Origin of the sequence: Pseudomonas kulmbachensis (genome assembly GCF_963681935.1) — a bacterium.
Lineage (GTDB): Bacteria > Pseudomonadota > Gammaproteobacteria > Pseudomonadales > Pseudomonadaceae > Aquipseudomonas > Aquipseudomonas kulmbachensis.
Genome location: NZ_OY817088.1, coordinates 1,096,203 through 1,114,087, shown reverse-complemented (window position 1 = coordinate 1,114,087; position 17,885 = coordinate 1,096,203). Strand labels below are relative to the sequence as shown.

The 17,885-nt window shown below is 56.7% G+C and carries 10 protein-coding genes; 7 read left to right on the top strand and 3 right to left on the bottom strand.

Features of this window, described 5'->3' with window-relative positions:
* The first annotated feature begins 28 nt into the window (after window positions 1-28).
* Both U5A05_RS05230 and U5A05_RS05225 read left to right on the top strand, forming a co-directional pair.
* Entirely contained in the window at window positions 29-5,035 is a 5,007-nt protein-coding gene (locus tag U5A05_RS05230) for a dermonecrotic toxin domain-containing protein (RefSeq protein ID WP_321835888.1), read from the top strand.
* 274 nt (window positions 5,036-5,309) lie between these two features.
* Window positions 5,310-6,410, top strand: coding sequence for an OpgC family protein (locus tag U5A05_RS05225; RefSeq protein ID WP_321836490.1), 1,101 nt, complete (start codon window positions 5,310-5,312; stop codon window positions 6,408-6,410).
* Window positions 6,411-6,549: 139 nt separating this feature from the next.
* Here U5A05_RS05225 and U5A05_RS05220 read toward each other — a convergent pair whose 3' ends face one another.
* Entirely contained in the window at window positions 6,550-7,962 is a 1,413-nt protein-coding gene (locus U5A05_RS05220) for an amino acid permease (RefSeq protein ID WP_261741104.1), read from the bottom strand.
* A 394-nt stretch (window positions 7,963-8,356) separates the two neighbouring features.
* Here U5A05_RS05220 and U5A05_RS05215 point away from each other — a divergent pair, with 394 nt between their 5' ends.
* The 3 genes from U5A05_RS05215 to U5A05_RS05205 all read left to right on the top strand — a co-directional run bounded on the left by U5A05_RS05215 (window position 8,357) and on the right by U5A05_RS05205 (window position 13,044).
* Complete coding sequence (locus U5A05_RS05215; RefSeq protein WP_395246856.1) at window positions 8,357-11,464, top strand: transglycosylase domain-containing protein; 3,108 nt, start codon at window positions 8,357-8,359, stop codon at window positions 11,462-11,464.
* 219 nt (window positions 11,465-11,683) lie between these two features.
* Entirely contained in the window at window positions 11,684-12,262 is a 579-nt protein-coding gene (locus U5A05_RS05210; protein WP_261741102.1) for a PadR family transcriptional regulator, read from the top strand.
* Window positions 12,259-13,044: a siderophore-interacting protein gene (locus tag U5A05_RS05205; protein WP_321835887.1), complete on the top strand. Its 786-nt coding sequence runs from the start codon at window positions 12,259-12,261 to the stop codon at window positions 13,042-13,044. Before U5A05_RS05210 ends, U5A05_RS05205 begins: the two co-directional genes overlap by 4 nt.
* A 46-nt stretch (window positions 13,045-13,090) precedes the next feature.
* On the opposite strand, the gene U5A05_RS05200 is transcribed toward U5A05_RS05205, so the two are convergent.
* Together U5A05_RS05200 and U5A05_RS05195 are read right to left on the bottom strand one after the other, a co-directional pair.
* Window positions 13,091-13,729, bottom strand: coding sequence for a Pr6Pr family membrane protein (locus U5A05_RS05200; RefSeq protein ID WP_261741100.1), 639 nt, complete (start codon window positions 13,727-13,729; stop codon window positions 13,091-13,093).
* Between the two features lie 7 nt (window positions 13,730-13,736).
* The gene (locus tag U5A05_RS05195) at window positions 13,737-13,967 is read right to left on the bottom strand and encodes a VF530 family protein (RefSeq protein ID WP_003443274.1); all 231 of its coding nucleotides are present in this window, start codon (window positions 13,965-13,967) and stop codon (window positions 13,737-13,739) included.
* 219 nt (window positions 13,968-14,186) lie between these two features.
* On the opposite strand from U5A05_RS05195, the gene U5A05_RS05190 reads away from it, so the two are divergent.
* The gene (locus U5A05_RS05190) at window positions 14,187-16,223 is read left to right on the top strand and encodes a TonB-dependent receptor (protein ID WP_261741099.1); all 2,037 of its coding nucleotides are present in this window, start codon (window positions 14,187-14,189) and stop codon (window positions 16,221-16,223) included.
* 269 nt (window positions 16,224-16,492) lie between these two features.
* Entirely contained in the window at window positions 16,493-17,875 is a 1,383-nt protein-coding gene (locus tag U5A05_RS05185; protein ID WP_321836489.1) for a carbohydrate porin, read from the top strand.
* Window positions 17,876-17,885 lie beyond the last annotated feature (10 nt).

Below are 17,885 nucleotides of genomic sequence, written 5' to 3'. Positions count from 1 at the left end.
GGACACTTAACGATACGGATATTGACCCATGCCTGACGCAAACCCGCCGCTTGACGACGCTGACCTGCGCAAAGTCGGCATCCACCATGACTTTATAAAAACATCCGTTAAATACTTACCCCCTTACTTGATAGAACACTTAAACAACTCCCCCTTCAGCCTTCCTCAATGGTTTACCCACGCGACACCCCAGCAACGTCATGATTTAAAGCACACACAACAACTCAATGATCAGTCATTCAGCGCGGTCAGCACCTATCTGGAGCAGATCAGTACGGTCGAATCTTTTGCCGCGCCCTTACTGGAACACGCCTTAAAGGCTACTTTCGGGATTACCTGCGACGTCAAAAAAAATGTGATCACCATCACCACACTCAACCGGTTTACCCAAGAGGTTGAAAGCTCGACGACCCAGACCCTCCTGCAAGCAGCACTGCATAATTTTAACGCCGCACAGGCCGAGCCCGGCGGTATCCCACGCAGGTCAAACCTTTGGGACTACCAATCGCTGCGCCCCAGCGATCCTCCGGCCAAACGTCTAGAGATAGAACCGGTTGCCTTTGCCCGCCTGTGCCGGGACCTGGATATCGGCGGCCAATATCAGACCCACCTGAATACGCTTTTTAACCCGTCAGATGTGGCTATAAAAACAACCCTGGACCAGGCCTTTGTCCAGCATGAGCGTCATGTATTGATGCTGCAGGCACAGAGTGCCCTGATGAAAGGGGATATTACTGAACGTACCCATGCAACGCTGATAAGTTACTGTCGCGGCCAACATAATCCGTTATTTAACGACCTGCCAATGACGTGTAACTCATTGGCCCTTGACGATATACCGTTCACTTCAATGATTCTGGCGCATGGCTCGCCAATTGAGCAGGGGCAGCGCTGCATCGTGTATATACCTGGCGACCCTGTAAGTTGCCTCAAGGAATACCCTAGTGTCCGCGATGCGGCTGCCGATCTGGAAGAAAAACTGCAAGACAAAAACTACCGGAACTTCTTTATTCATCTGGCGCCTCAATATCAAAAACTGAAACTGACAAAACGCTTGAACAGACGCTTTGTCGATGCCAGCCGGGACCCTCTGGAAATGCAGTTCAACCCCGTCGCGAGCAACCTCTTTGAGTATTTATACGCGCAGAAAAAACAACAACTCCTGCGCGACGCTTACTTCCTTGCGGTACCCACCGCCGCTATCAATCGCGTGTCGCTGATTGACCGTATCGAGCACTACTTTGATACCGCACTGAATGTTCTGAATGTAGCAGCCCTGTTTGTGCCCGGCGTGGGGGAGCTGATGGCGGTGGTCTTTGCGGCTCAGGTCATGACCGATATTTATCACGGCATTGAAGCCTGGGAACAGGATGAAAAAGCCCTTGCCTGGGCCTATACCCGAAGTGTGTTGATCAACGCAGCCCTGGTAGCAGCGGCGGGCAAGCTGGCCAGCGAAGTGGTCAAACCGGTGCCCATTGAGATATCGCCCTTTGTTGAAGAGCTGGATGTCATCACCTTGGCCCAGGGCAAGACTCAACTGTGGAAGCCCGACCTCAAACCCTATGAGCACGAAATCAGTTTTGATTCATCGATAAAAGCCGACAAGCACGGATTGTATCGCCACGAGGAAAAGAACTACCTGAAACTCGAGGGCAAGCACTATCAAGTCGAAACCGCAGCCGATGGCAGCTACCGCTTGCAACACCCTACAACCCCGCAGGCCTATACACCGGTAATCCGTACTAACGGCCAAGGCGCCTGGGTGCATGAAGTTGAAGAGCTTGAACAGTGGAACGACCCCACATTTGTGCGCCGTCTTGATCCTTCAGTCCACGACTTGAGCGACCAGCAGGCACTCGACATGTTCCATGCCTCGAACACGGATGCAGGCCAACTGCGCCAGAGCTTTATCGACCAGCAGCCGCCTCCTGCGTTGCTGGAAGATTGCATCAAGCGCTTTGATGCCAATCAAACCCTGGACCATTTTATCGCGCAGATGCGCACTGGCAATGTAGCGGCCGATCCACTTCTGCAACTACACGTACTGGTTGAGGCAGACACCTGGCCCCGCACCAAGGCGTTGCGCTGTATCGACAACCTGGGCAACACCATCGTGGAGTACGGCAACACAACCTCTCTCAAATTACCCGTCATTCAAATACTCGACAGTCAGGTGCGCCAAGGGCATTTGCTAAAAACCGTACTGCAATCACTGGACACCGCCGAAACAAGATTTCTGATCGGACCCGACCCCGTAACAGGCTCCGTGGTGTACGACCTTGACGCGCAAGTTCAGCAACTGAGCACCAGGATTGCCGAGCATGCCGAGCGCCTGCGCGAAGGTTTGTTTACGTCCCTGTATGAGCTGACACAACGGTCCCGTAACCCTCTGGTAAAACAGCTTGCCGATGTATTTCCAGAGCTGCCGGTTGCCGCCGCCAATGAAATGATCAGCGCTGCAACCTCGACTGAAATCCGGCAACTGCAGGACGGCGTCCGCGTACCTCTGCGCCTGCAGGAAGAAGCCCGGACATTTGCCCAGGAAGCTCGGCTGATGCGAGCATACGACAGTTATTTTTTTGGTTACCAGTCCACGCCGGATACGCAAAAACTGATTTTGCACAGCCTTGAGCAAATGCCCGGCTGGCCAGCCGACCTGCGCCTGGAAGTACGCGAGCGCACGCTTGCCGGGCGCCTGCTTGATCATGTTGGCCCCACAGATGCGCCGATCCGCAAAGTTCTGGTCAATGAGGGCAATCGCTACACCACCTACAACGGCCACGAACAAATGCTCCACGGCCTGGATGACATCTACGCCTCGGTGCTCCATGCACTGCCAGACGAGCAACGGGCAGCACTGGGTTTCCCTCATACAGGTCAAGGCCAGGCCCTAAAGGAGGCGCTGGCCGAACGTGCGCCGATGGCGCGACAAACCCTGAGAAAGGTTCTTGGCCTGCAACCGACTACCCTCAAAGCCGAGTCCCCTATGCAACTGGCCAAAGGCCGTGCTGGTTATCCAGCGTTGGATATACAACCCGCACGCTGTGGCCGGGCGCCTTTTGCGTGCATGCCAGCCAATCCGAGAAGGATCCGGCATCTGAAGTCCAAGCTCTTTCCCATGCATACCTATGAGGTCGTTGAGGACTTTCTGGAACTTCAAAGCCTCTACAGTCGAGCAGGACTGGCCCGGCTTGAGGCGCTGAATAAAGAATACAAGGTACTCAAGGACACCCTGGTCGACTGGATCAACGGGCCTCTGGAAATGGTCCAGATCAGCGAGTCGCACATACGCCCCGTGCATATCCGCGACAAGACCCGTGCCGCCAACAAAATCATCAGATGCTGGCAACGCAGCTCCGGGCTCGGTGGGGAGCATCCTGGAACCATACTCAATATCAGCGATATGGATCTGGCCAGATTACCTCCCATAAATGCCGACTTCAGTCACGTCACCTCGTTGCAAATGAACGATATGTACCTGCACCACAGCATTGACCCGTTCCTGGCCCAGTTCCCCAATCTGCAAGAGCTGAAATTCGAATCGGCCCACCTGAAAGAACTCCCGCCTTCATTGTTCAACTTGCAGGCCTTGAAACAGCTTCACCTGTCGAATAACCGCATCACCCTCACTGCTGAAGCCGCAGACAAATTGGCAACCTTGAAAGACCTCAGGGTGCTCAACTTGAGCAACAACCCGCTCGGGGTCATACCGGGCTTCACGCAAATGAGCGAGTTGGCGCGCCTGAACCTGAAAAACACCGGGCTCACACAGTGGCCAGCAGGCATTGAACAGCTGGAGCGGCTGATGCATCTCGATCTGCGCGATAACAACCTGACAACCGTGCCAGAGGGTTACTTCCAGATACCGGCGCAAAGGCTGAGAAATACCTTTTTGCACGACAATCCTTTGGATAACTCGACCTTTGCCGCGGTCAATGCATACCGAACTCGCCTGGGGCTTGCCCTGGAAAATCGCGTCCATGTGCCCGAGCCGGTCAACCGCGCCAATCTGTGGCTCGATCTCAACCTGGACGAGCCAGAGCGTGCTCTGAGAAGCGAGCTGTGGGCGGCTCTGGAGGCAGAGCCACACGCTGAGAACTTCTTCAGGATCATTCGCGATCTCGTAGCTTCAGCGGACTTCGAACGCGCTCGCCCACTGTTGACCGAGAGAGTCTGGAAAGTACTTGAGACCACTGCCGAAGACGCAGGGTATCGAGAAGAGGTCTTTGCCAACTCCCAGGAAAACGAAACCTGCGTCGATCGCACCTCGACCATTTTCAGCCGCTTCGGGTTCAAGCTGTTGCTGCGCGAAGCGTTGCTGGCTGAAGGCAGCGTCAAGGAAAGCAAGCTGCTCACGCTTATGAAAGGTCGAGTGCGTTTGCTTGAGCTGGATGACATTGCCCAAACCCAAATTGCCTTGCAGACCCATGCATACGAATCGGCCGTGAGCGAAGGCGTGTTATCACCCCCCGAAATACAAAGACTTAAACCTGACGAGCTTGAGGTAAAGCTGGTCTATCAGGTGGACTTGGCGCAACGCCTTGATCTGCCCTGGCAGCCGTCGCATATGCTGTTTCGGGACATGGCAAAAATATCCCCGGCGCAAATCGAGGAGGCCTATCAGATCGTGCTCAACCAGGAAGCCGTACCCGGTTACATGGCCAAAAAGTTGCTCGAAGAAAGCATTTGGCGTGACTTCATCGAAACTGCCTACAGCGACGATATACGAACCAGTAACGCACTTGTAGAACAGCGCCATCACGACCTGGAAGCCCTTCAGGAAAAACAGCAGCTGTGGGTGGATACCACCGGCAGTAATGACACCGCCGCCCGCAGGCTATTGCAAAGCGACTTGAAGCAACTGGCGCAAAGACTGGTTATCGATGAGGCCCGGGTTTTCGGCCGTGCCCCCATGCCTGATACCGACTATTACGCCGAGCTTGAAAAAATGGACCAGCAGAAGAAGAAAACCCTGGAGCGCATTACCCAGCGAATTCTCGATAAAAAACCGCTGGAGACTATTATCGAAGAGTGATCCCTACCCCTTGATCACAAAGCAATGCTTCTGTGGGAGCGAGCCTGTTCGCGAAGGTCGTTAACAATACCGCGTGGTTGCTGAATAACCGTGATGTTGTTGAAACCGTCGCGAGCAGGCTCACTCCCACAGCCGGGTTCACTCGAAACTTAAGTGAACAGTACGACCTTTGCATTTAAGTTCTATTAACGTCACCCTGCGCGCCGCCATCAGGTGGCGCGCAATCACCACAGCGCCATTTTTTTATTCAATCTTGACCTGAGTACTTGCAGTGATACTTAACGGACGCGACCACCGCATCGACTTTTTTCGCGGGCTGGCGCTGATTTTTATCTTCTGGGATCACATCCCGCACAACCCGCTGGCCGAACTGACCGTACGCAATTTCGGGTTTAGTGACGCGGCGGAGATCTTTGTATTTCTGGCCGGTTATGCCGCCGTACTGGCCTACGGCAAAATTGCTCAACGCGATGGATTTCTGGTCGCCAGCGTGAAAATCCTGCGCCGCGCCTGGGTGCTGTACGTGGTGCATATCTTTCTGCTGGCGGTGCTCATGGGCATCGTCTTTTATGCCAACAGCCACGTCGAAACCCGTGATCTGGTGCAGGAAATGGGCTTGCAGTACTTCCTGAGCAACCCACAACAGGCGCTGACCGACGAGTTGCTGCTGCGCTTCAAGCCCAACCTGATGGACCCGCTGCCGCTGTATATCGTGCTGCTGCTCGGTTTGCCGCTGGTGCTGCCGATGCTGCTGCGCAAGGCCGTGTACGTGGTTGGCGCATCACTGGCCCTGTACCTGCTGGCGCCGGTATGGAACTTCTCGGCACAGGAAGGTGGCGTGTGGTTTTTCAATCCCATGGCCTGGCAGTTCCTGTTTATTCTGGGCGGTGCGGCGGCGATCCAAGGGCAACGGGCCAAGGCTCCTGAAACCCGGCCATTATCGCGCCAGCCTTTGTTTCTGGCGGCAGCGGTGTACTTGTTGCTCACTGGTTTGCTGGCTTTGTCATGGAAATGGCCGCAGCTTCACGATGCTCTTATGCCGCTGTGGCTGGGCGAGCATTTGTATCCGATCAGCAAGACCAACCTGTCACCAGTCCGCCTGCTGCACTTTTTGGCCCTGGCTTACGTGGTAGCCAAAGTGGTGCCCCACAGTGACTGGCTTAACAACTGGTTTGCTCGCCAAACCTGTCGTATGGGTCGCTATTCACTGGAGGTGTTCTGCTTGGGCGTGATCCTGGCGCCGCTGGCTGACATGCTCAATGCGCTGGGCGGTGACGCAATGGTGATGCAGCTATTCAGCGCGTTGATGGGCGTAGGCATCATGGCAGTCCTGGCAGCATGGCTGGACTGGAACAAGCGTCTGGGCAAAGCCTGACGCAAGAATGGAGGGTAGTTTTTAGCTTTTGTGGGAGCTGGTTTGCCTGCGATGCAGGCGCTGCGGTCTGTGAGGTAGACCGCAGTGATGCGATCGCGAGCAGGCTCGCTCCCACAAAGGCTGTGGGAGCGAGTATCCGTTAACGCGCTTCGGAAGCTGTCGCTTGAGTCGGCTGCAACTTGAACACATAAAACAGCACGGTCAGCAGGATCAGGAATGCCGGGCCTACAAACAAAGCGATTCGCGTCTCTTCGAAGTAGGCCATTAGCCCTACCACCATCAACAAGAATGCCAATGCCGCGTACGAGCTATACGGGAACAGCCACATGCGGTACTTCAGGGCGGCGGCTTCTTGCGGGCTCAGATTTTTGCGGAAACGCAATTGCGCCAGCAAGATCATCAGCCAGGTCCAGATCGCGCCAAAGGTCGCAATGGCCGTCACCCAGACAAACACCTTTTCAGGTGCCATGTAGTTAAGCACGACACCCAACAGCAACACGGCAATCGACAGCAGCAACGCTTGACGCGGAACACCGTTCTTTGAGGTGGTGCCGAAGTTGGCCGGAGCCTGGCCGTTTTGCGCCAGGCTATAAAGCATGCGACCGGTGCTGAAAATCCCGCCATTGCACGACGACAAAGCTGCGGTAATCACCACGAAGTTGATGATCCCGGCCGCCGTCTTGATCCCCAAACGCTCGAAGGTCATTACAAACGGACTGCCCGAAGTACCGATTTCGTTCCACGGGTAGATCGACAGGATGACAAACAGGGCGCCTACGTAGAACAACAGAATGCGCCAGAACACCGAGCCAATCGCGCTAGGGATAGTCTTTTGCGGGTTCTTGGCTTCACCGGCGGTCAGGCCGATCATCTCGACACCGAGGTAGGCGAACATCACCATTTGCAGCGACATCAGCACGCCCTGGATGCCGTTGGGCATAAAGCCACCGTGGGTCCAGAGGTTGGAAATACCCAGCGCAACACCGTCATTGCCGAAGCCAAACGCGATGATGCCAATGCCACCGAGTACCATCGCAATGATGGTGACGATCTTGATCAACGCAAACCAGAACTCGAACTCACCAAACGCCTTGACCGCGATCAGGTTGATCGAACCCATGCTGATCAGCGCCGCCAGGGCCCAGATCCAGCGCGGTACATCGGGGAACCAGACACCCATGTACACCGCCACGGCGGTGATTTCGGCGACACAGGTCACCAGCCACAGGAACCAATAGTTCCAGCCGGTCAAAAAACCGGCCAACGGGCCAAGGTAGTCTTGGGCATAGCGGCTGAACGAGCCGGCAACCGGGTTGTGCACGGCCATTTCGCCGAGTGCGCGCATGATCACCAGAATGGCCAGGCCACCGATGATGTAGGACAGCATGATGGCCGGACCGGCCATTTCGATTGCTTTGGCCGAACCCAGAAACAGGCCGACACCAATGCAGGCGCCAAGCGCCATCAGACGAATATGGCGTTCGCCAAGTTCGCGTTTGAGTGGACCGCCTTGCACGGTTTCACCGTGGGGCTGGTGGTTGCCGACTGGCATAAAAGTACAACCTCGTATTGTTATTGGATATACATCAGCAGAGCGCTCGAGAAAGACGGGAGGATCACCTGTCTTGCCTCTTGATCAGCCACGACCTTGTAGGCCGACAGATCAAAAAGGAGATGCCCTACTAAGATCGGCGGCGAGTATTGCACAGCATTGGTGCACAGTCATGCCCCTACCCAAGACGTATTTACCTAGTTTGAAGGCTCTATTCCCACACTCAGGATTCAGGGGGATCTGTTGCTGTCGCCGGATGCGGCGTAGATCAAAGTCCTTCAATAATCCTTGCCCACAATATTGTCAGATATGACTCACAAATTTTTCGCCTGTATCTGTCAGCGTCTACGCTTCAATCAAGCGCAACCAATATGCGTACATGGACCTGTCGACTATGGGCGTACTGAGGCATCCAAACTCCAGTAACACGACGGCGCCATCAGGGGTAATGGACGATATTGCGCCCCCGCCGCCGCCTCGGCGCAAGCGCTATGGATGGCTTCTGTTCGGGCTATTAGTACTGATCGGACTGGTCGTATTGGGGTTTGCAATTGCCCAAGAGGTGCGCAGCTCCAGGCTGCAGGCCCGCGAGTTCAGCCGCTTTGCCGCGTCGCTGAGCTATTCGATGCACCCGGGGCCTACCGACTCGATGCTGTATCCCGGCGAAGGGCCTTTCGACAAGCGTTTAGGCTATAGCTCACTGGGTTACTTTCTGCCGCGCCTGCAAAAACGTGACTACGTGATAACCCAGCAAACTCGCTTTTCGCCAGCGTTACTGAGTTATAGCGAGAAAGGATTTTTCGTACCCTACCCAGAGAAGATTCAGGCAGGACTCTCGATCACCGATTGCGCGGGCAGCGCGTTGTATCAGTACAACTACCCGCAGCAGCTGTATTCGAGCTTTGCCAGTATTCCGCCGCTGGTGGTACACAGCTTGCTGTTTATCGAGAACCGCGACCTGCTTGACCCTAAAGAACCGCTGGCGAACCCCGCTGTGGACTGGCCGCGTTTTGGCATGGCGGTTTACTCCCAGGCAGCCAAGTTACTGCATCTGCCGGGGCAATCCGCGGGTGGCAGTACTCTGGCCACTCAGTTGGAAAAGTATCGGCACTCACCGGATGGGCTGACGTTGTCGGGCAGCGAAAAATTGCGCCAGATGATCTCGGCCAGCGTGCGCGCCTACCAGGACGGCCCCCAAACACTCCCCGCACGACAACAGGTGGTGCGTGATTACCTCAACAGCGTACCGCTGTCGGCCGTGCCCGGTCACGGTGAAGTCCACGGCATGGCTGAAGGGTTACGGGTGTGGTACGGCGCAGACTTCAATCAGGTCAACCAGCAATTGAGCAGTACCGCCACTGACCCCAAAAGCCTGGCGCAACGCGGGCTGGCCTTGCGCGAAGTACTGTCGTTGATGATTGCCCAGCGCAGGCCCTCGCACTATCTGGCCAGAGGCCGCGACGAACTGGCGCAACTGACCGACAGCCATATTCGCCTGCTGGCACTAAACAACGTGATCACCCCCGCGCTGACTGACGCCGCACTGGCCAGTCACGTTACCTACCGCGATTGGACGCTGGCGCCAACGATGCAACCCAACGAAACCAACAAGGGCATCAGCGTTGCCCGCAGTCGGCTTTCAGTCCTGCTCAAGCGCCCGCTGTATGACCTTGATCGCCTTGACCTGTCGGCCACCAGTACCTTGCAGGGCGATTTGCAGCGCCAGGTCAGTGACTACCTGCGCCAACTGGCTGACCCTGCTTTCGCTGGAAAAATGGGCCTGCTGGGCCCCTACCTGTTGACCGCCACCAGTACGGCCCAAGTACGTTACAGCTTCACCTTGTTCGAGCTCACCCCGGACGGTGCACGCGCACGCGTACAAACCGACAGCACCGACCAGCCCTTCGACATCAATGAAGGCAGCAAGCTGGAACTGGGCTCCACCGCAAAATTGCGGGTACTGACCACCTATCTGCAAATCATTTCAGAGTTGCACGAGCGCTACGCCAGCCAGCCCAGTGTCACGTTGAAAAAAATCCAGATCACTGACCAGGATCCCCTGACCCGCTGGGCACTGAGTTACATGATCCAGAATCCTGGCTCAAACCTGGCGCCAATGCTCGATGCCGCGCTTGATCGCCAATACTCAGCCAACCCCGGCGAGGGTTTCTTCACCGGTGGCGGCATGCATCACTTCCATAACTTCCGCAATCAGGACAACAACCGCAGCCCGACGCTGCGCGACGCGATACGCGAATCGATCAACCTGCCATTTGTACGTCTGATGCGTGATGTGGTGCGTTACACCAGCTATCAATCGCCGACCAACAACGCCGAGCTGCTCAGGGACGATCTCAACCCGCTTCGCCAGGAATATCTGAGCCGGTTCGCCGATCGCGAAGGCACGACCTTCATGCTCAAGTTCTGGAAAAAATACAAAGGCAAAGAATCCAAGGCTCGCCTCGACACCTTTTTGGACAGCATGCACCCCACCGCCATCCGCATGTCTGCGGTACACCGCTACCTGTTCCCCAATGCTGACCAGGCCACGTTTGACCGCTTTGTGCGCTCACACCTGAGCAGCGACAAAATCCCTGACGAGCGCCTGGCCAAGCTGTATCAAAGTTACGGCCCAGGAGCCTATAACCTGCCCGACCAAGGCTATATCGCCAAAGTCCATCCGCTGGATCTGTGGTTACTGGGATATTTGCTCAATAACCCGCAGGCCACCTTCCAGCAAGCCGTGGCCGCGAGCGAGCATGAACGGCAGGAAGTTTACAGCTGGCTGTTTAAAAGCCGACACAAGAGCGCTCGCGACAGTCGTATCCGCACCATGCTGGAAATTGAAGCGTTCCTCGATATCCATCAGCGCTGGCAAAAAGTCGGCTACCCGTTTGACCATCTGGTGCCCTCCCTTGCCACCGCGTTGGGCAGCTCCGGGGATCGTCCGGCGGCACTCTCCGAGCTGATGGGAATCATACTGAACGATGGCGTACGTTTGCCGGTATTACGTATTGATACCCTGCATTTCGCCGCAAATACGCCCTACGAAACCCGCCTGACCAACGACCCTGACAAAGGTGAACGGGTAATGCCCAGCGAAGTCGCCACAGCCGTACGTGACGCCCTCTCGCAGGTGGTGGATGCCGGTACTGCACGCAGGGTCTCAGGCAGTTTCAAACTTGACGATGGTTCACCGCTGGCCATGGGCGGCAAAACCGGCACCGGCGACAACCGCATAGAGAGCATGGGCGCTGGCGGACGAATCCTCAGTTCCAAGTCAATCAATCGCACAGCCACCTTCGTGTTTTATATTGGCGAGCATCACTTCGGCACCTTGACCGCCTTTGTCCCTGGGCGCTCGGCCGAGGCCTTCAAATTCACCTCAGCGTTACCGGTACAAGTGCTCAAGGGCATGGCCCCGATCCTTACGCCTTATCTGCAACCTGGCACCAATACCTTGTGTCATGCACCTGTGGCGGTACAAACCGCAAGCAATTAAAACCCTGCCTGTAGCCGCTGCCGCAGGCTGCGATAAGGGCCGCAGGACCTTCGCTTCAGATCCAAAAGCAGAGGTCGCTGCGCAACCTTTCGCAGCCTGAGGCAGCGGCTACAGGGTTTCGCAACACAGTTGAGAATAATTACCGTTCGTCGTCCGAGTTTTTACATTTCTTAAGATATATCTTAAGTTGTATCTAACTTAAAAAGAGGACGAAGAGAAATGAGCGAACATCATCCCCATCATCGCGAACATGGCACGGGCCAGGACGGTTTTGAGAAGCGTACCGGTCGCGAACGTGGCGGCCGCGGCCCCCGAGTATTTGCCCCTGGTGATTTGAAATTATTGCTGCTGGCACTGATCGCCGAGCAGCCTTGCCACGGCTACGACCTGATCCGCCAGATCGAAGGTTTATTCGACGGCGCCTACAGCCCGAGCCCCGGCGTGATTTACCCCACACTGACCTTTCTTGAAGAAAGCGAAATGATTCAAGGCGACGCGCAAGGCGGGAAAAAACGCTATTGCGTGACCGACCTTGGCCGCCAGTCCCTGGCCGACCAAGCTATTGCCCTGGACGGCGTGCGCATGCGCATCGATGTCAGCAAACGCTCCTTGCGCGGCCATGATCGCCCCGCAGAAATCCACGAGGCGGTGCACAACCTGCGCCATGCCCTGCAAATGCACCACGGTCGCTGGAGCCCCGAAGAGATCCTGCGGGTGCGCGATCTGCTCAACAACACCGCCAAAGCCATCGTCGATGGCCCTGTTACTGCCCAGCCTACGCAGGAGAACGCTGAATGAATGCCGCAAACCCACAGACCATTCACCGGGTCATGCATGAAATCAAACGTCGCAAACTTGAAGTGCTGCGAGTCGTCGACCTGACCCCGCGCATGCGCCGCATTACCCTGGGCGGGCCTGAGTTGGCAGGTTTTATCAGCTTGGGCAGCGATGACCACGTAAAACTGTTTTTCCCGCAAAACGCTGAAGAACAGACAGCCCTGGAAAATCTGCAATTGAGCGCAGGTCAAAAAGGCAACGCCATGCCGCCGATGCGCGACTACACCCCGCGTCGTTATGACTTGAACAGCTTTGAGCTGGATATCGACTTTGTACTGCACGGGGACGGCCCAGCCGCTACCTGGGCCGCTCAGGCCGCACCCGGTCAACTCCTGCATATCGGCGGACCACGCGGTTCGATGGTGGTGCCGGACATCTTCGACAGTTACCTGCTGATCGGTGACGAAACCGCATTGCCAGCCATCGCCCCACGCCTGGAAGAACTGCCAGCCAATCGCCGTGCTTTAGTGGTGGTCGAGGTGGAGAACGCCCTTGAGGAACAACCACTGAACAGCGCTGCATCGGTTGAGGTGATCTGGGTACATCGCGACGCCCCTGAGCAGGACCTGCTCAACACGGTTGAGGGCCTGAGCATCCCGACTGGCGAGTTGTACGCTTGGGTCGCCACGGAAAGCGGCCTGTCGCGCAAAGTGCGCAGAGTCCTACTGGACACCCACGGTTTGAACGAAGAGTTCGTCAAAGCTGTTGGCTACTGGCGGTTGGATGGTAGTACAGAAGAGTAATTGCTCTCGACATCTTGTAGCCGCAGCCTCGTTCCTTCGGCAGCGGCTACGCGCGTGTTCCAGACCGACGATCCACCGCCATCACTACCAGCGCCACCGCAACAAACCCCGCCAAGATCCCGCTGGCATTGATAAACGTCTGCGCATAGCCAATCTTTTCGACATCTACAAACGGATATGGGTACACACCCAGCAGGTGCCCTCGCAGCAGGATGTAGGCGAAATACATCAGCGGATACACAACCCAAAGCCCGATATGACAGGCCCGCAATGAACCCTTGGGCACACAAAACCACCAGTACAACGCAAACAGCAGCGGCATCACATCGTGCAGTATTTCGTTGGCCAGCCACTGCAAACCTTCAGGCTGCCAGAGCTGGCGCAGCAGTAAGCTATACGCCGCACCCACCACAATAATGCTGACGGCAATACCGCTACCGACCCACGGCTGCAAGAAAAACGTCCTGCCCCTGGATACCCTGGTGTCTGCCGCATAAGTCAGTACGGTGGCCGCCAGGGTGTTGGTCAGAATGGTAAAAAAACTGAAGTAACTCACCAGCCCGCCCACCACACTTGCGCCGCTCGCCCAGCGAGCGAACAGCACCAGTTCAAGCTGAATCGCCAAACCGCTCCAGCCCAGGATCGCCATCGCGACGCAAAGTCTGTGCTTTGTCACTGCACTCATACGCAGATCAAAGCTCGCGTTTGGTGCGAGCGTATTTCACATACAGTTTTTCAACTTTTTCCCGCGCCCACGGCGTTTTACGCAGGAACGTCAGGCTCGACTTGATGCTCGGGTCGCTCTTGAAGCAGCGAATATCAATACGCTCGGCCAGACCTTCCCACTCGTAATGCGCCACCAGCGCAGTGAGGATCTGTTCCAGCGTCACGCCGTGCAATGGGTTGTTGTTGGGTTCAGTCATGCCGGGCCTTTAAAGCAAAAGAGAGAAAGCCGCGCACCTTAGCCGAGCACCTGCTCAGGGGGAAGTGCATTCGGTACGGAGCAAGTCTAGCCCTGACTCGAGGCACGAATGAAAGTTCCGCTAGGAGAGCATGAAAGTAATGTTATATTGTAACTATAGCTTTCGATTCAAAGAGCGCTCAGCGCCGCTTTCTTCTCCACCCTTGCCAAGGAACTTGCAATGTCCTCCCCTGCCTTCCCGCGTCACCTGCGACGTCTTCGTCTAACACCACTCGCCACTGCACTGCTCCTCGCCTCCCCGGCCTACGCCCTTGAACTGCAACCGCAAGTGATTACCGGCAACCCACTGGGCAACAGCCAACTGGCCTCGCCAACCACCGTGCTGGAAGGCGACGACCTTACCCTGCTGCAGCAAGGCAGCTTGGGCGAAACCCTCAACAAGCAGCCGGGCGTGTCTTCTTCCTACTTCGGCCCAGGCGCCAGCCGACCGATCATTCGCGGACTGGATGGCGACCGTATCCGCATCCTGCGCAACGGTGTCGGAGCACTGGATGCCTCGTCGCTGTCATATGATCACGCCGTACCGCTGGACCCGGTCAACGTTGAACGCATCGAAATAGTGCGCGGCCCGGCAGCCCTGCTGTACGGCGGCAATGCCATTGGTGGCGTGGTCAACACCTTCGACAACCGCATCCCCACCGCCGCTATCGACGGCATTCACGGCGCGGGCGAACTGCGCTACGGCGGCGCTGACACAACCCGCAGCAGTGCCGGCAAACTGGAAGCCGGTGATGGCACCTTCGCCCTGCATCTGGATGCCAACGCCCGCGAGTTCAATGACCTGAAAATCCCTGGCTATGCCCGCAGCCGTCATGCCCCTGAAAGCGACGATGGCGACGAAAAGAAAGGCCGTTTGGGCAACAGTAATGGCCGTCAGGACGGGGGTGCCGTGGGCGGCTCCTACACTTGGGAGGATGGTTACGCAGGTCTGTCCTACAGCACTTACGACGCCAACTACGGATCACCGGCCGAGCAGGACGTACGCATCCGCATGAAGCAGGATCACTACGCCTTCGCCTCGGAAATCCGCAATCTGCAAGGCCCCTTCAGCTCACTGAAAATGGACGCCGGTTACACCGATTACGAACACCGTGAAATCGAGGGCGGCGAAGTCGGTACTACCTTCAAAAACAAAGGCTACGAAGCCCGCGTTGAAGCGCGCCATGTACCCATTGGCCCGCTCGAAGGCATCGTCGGAGCACAGGTCAATCGCAATGAGTTTTCGGCCCTGGGCGAAGAGGCTTTCGTGCCGCAGACCGACACCAACAGCGGCGCACTGTTTATTCTCGAAGAACTGCAAGCCACCGACCGACTCAAGCTCAGCCTCGGCGGGCGCCTGGAACACACCGTGGTCGACCCCGATGCCAAGGGCAACGAGCGCTTTGCGGCGGCCGACAGTTCCAAAAGCTTCACCTCGGGCAGCCTGTCTTCAGGCGCCGTGTTCACCCTCACCCCGATCTGGTCGCTGGCCGCTACCTTGGGCTACACCGAACGCGCACCAACGTTCTACGAGCTGTACGCCAATGGCGCCCACGTCGCCACCGGCACCTATGAAGTGGGCAACGCCAATCTGGCGAAAGAAAAAGCCGTCTCCAGCGATCTGGCACTGCGCTTTGACAATGGCACCCACAAAGGCAGTGTCGGCGTGTTCTACAGCCACTTCTCCAATTACATCGGCTTGCTGGGCACAGGTCGCACCCTGAATGACGAAGGTGAACCTGACGCAGATGGCATTCCCGAATACACCTATTCCGGGGTACGGGCACGCTTCACTGGCTTTGAAGCCAAGGATCACTGGAAGTTGGGTGAAAGCGCTTACGGTAAGTTCGCCCTTGAGCTGTCGGGGGACTACACCCGCGCCACCAACCTCGATACCGGCGAAGCATTGCCACGTATTGCCCCCTTGCGCCTGAGCAGTGGTCTGCTGTGGGAGCTGGACCGCTGGCAGGCAAGGGTCGATGTCGAACACGCCAGCAATCAGGGCCGCGTGCCGGCCAATGAATCCGGCACCGACGGCTACACCACCCTGGGCGCCAGCGCCGGTTATCACTTTGATGTCGGTAGCAGCCAATGGCTGGCATTCGTCAAAGGCGACAATTTGACCAACCAGACCGTGCGTTATGCCAGTTCTATTTTGCGTGACATAGCACCCGCGCCAGGACGCGGTATCGAAGTCGGCCTACGCACCACATTTTAAGCTGCACATCAGTAAATACGCGGCCTCCAATCAAGGGAGGCCGCGACAAAAACGCCCTGGGGCGAACGGTCGCAGCACACTGTTACCGAATCCGAAATGATGCATGTCACTTAAAGTGCTGTTTCTAAACGATTCATCCCTTTATCATTTCATCACCAAGGGCTTAAACGATTCACCCGGCCCTTGAATCTCTATGTGTGAGTCCTGCCTCCAAAGACAGCGCTACCCACAGCCACAGCCATACCTATAAAGACTCACTATTTCGACCTATGTCCACATTCCTGAACTTGCGCAAGCACAGCGCGCTATTGCCTATGGCCGGGCAAAAAGCCCTGACTCTGATCGGCGGCATTACCGCTTTTGGCCTGGCCACCTGCGTACAGGCAGCTCCTGCCTTCGACAGCGACTCCAAGTGGATGCTCGGTGATTGGGGCGGCACCCGTAGTGAACTGGAAAAAAAGGGTTACTCCTTTTCCCTCGACTACGTAGGCGAAGTAGGTTCGAACCTGCACGGCGGCTACGACCATGACCGTACAGCGCGCTATAGCGACCAGTTCGGTTTGGGCACGCACCTGGACTTGCAGAAGATCCTGGGCTGGGATGACGCCGAGTTTCAACTGACGATTACCCAGCGCAGCGGCAACAACATCAGTAATGACCGCATCAACGACCCACGCGTCGGCGGCTTCACCTCGGCCCAGGAAGTCTGGGGGCGCGGTCAAACCACGCGCCTGACCCAGATGTGGTACCAGCAGAAGTTCCTCGATCAGAAGCTCGACATCAAGGTCGGTCGTTTCGGCCAGGGCGAAGACTTCAACAGCTTCCCGTGTGACTTCCAGAACCTGGCATTCTGCGGCTCGCAGGTCGGCAACTGGGCCGGCAGCATTTGGTACAACTGGCCTGTCAGCCAATGGGCCCTGCGGGTCAAATATCATCTGACGCCCGAGTTGTACGCACAGGTCGGCGCCTATGAGCAGAACCCGTCGAACCTGGATCGCGGCAACGGTTTCAAACTCAGCGGTAGCGGCACCCAAGGCGCAGTGCTGCCGATTGAACTGGTGTGGACGCCAAAAATTAATGGCCTGCCAGGGGAATATCGTGCGGGGTACTACTACAGTAATGCCAAGGCAACAGATGTTTACAAAGATGCCAACGGCCAGCCCGCGGCCTTGACCGGCGAGGCGTATCGCAGCAGTTCGAGCAAACATGGGATATGGCTGGGCGTGCAACAACAGCTCACTACCCGCGCCAGCGATCAGTCGAGGGGCTTGAGTGTGTTCGCCAATGCCACTATGCACGACAAGAAGACCAACGCCGTGGACAACTATGTTCAGGCGGGCGTCGTCTACAAAGGCGTGTTCGATGCCCGTCCCAAGGACGATATCGGCTTTGCCATGGCGCGGGTTCATGTCAACCCGGCTTATCGCAAGAACGCCCAGGCCAGCAACCAGGCCCGCACCCTCTACGACTTCGACAACCCTGACTACCTGCCACCCCAGGACACGGAATACAGCGCCGAACTGTACTACGGCGTGCACGTGACCAATTGGCTGACCGTTCGACCGAACTTGCAATACATCCGCCACCCCGGTGGCGTCAGCCAACTGGATGACGCGTTGATTGGCGGTCTGAAAATTCAAAGTTCGTTCTGACCAACGGGCT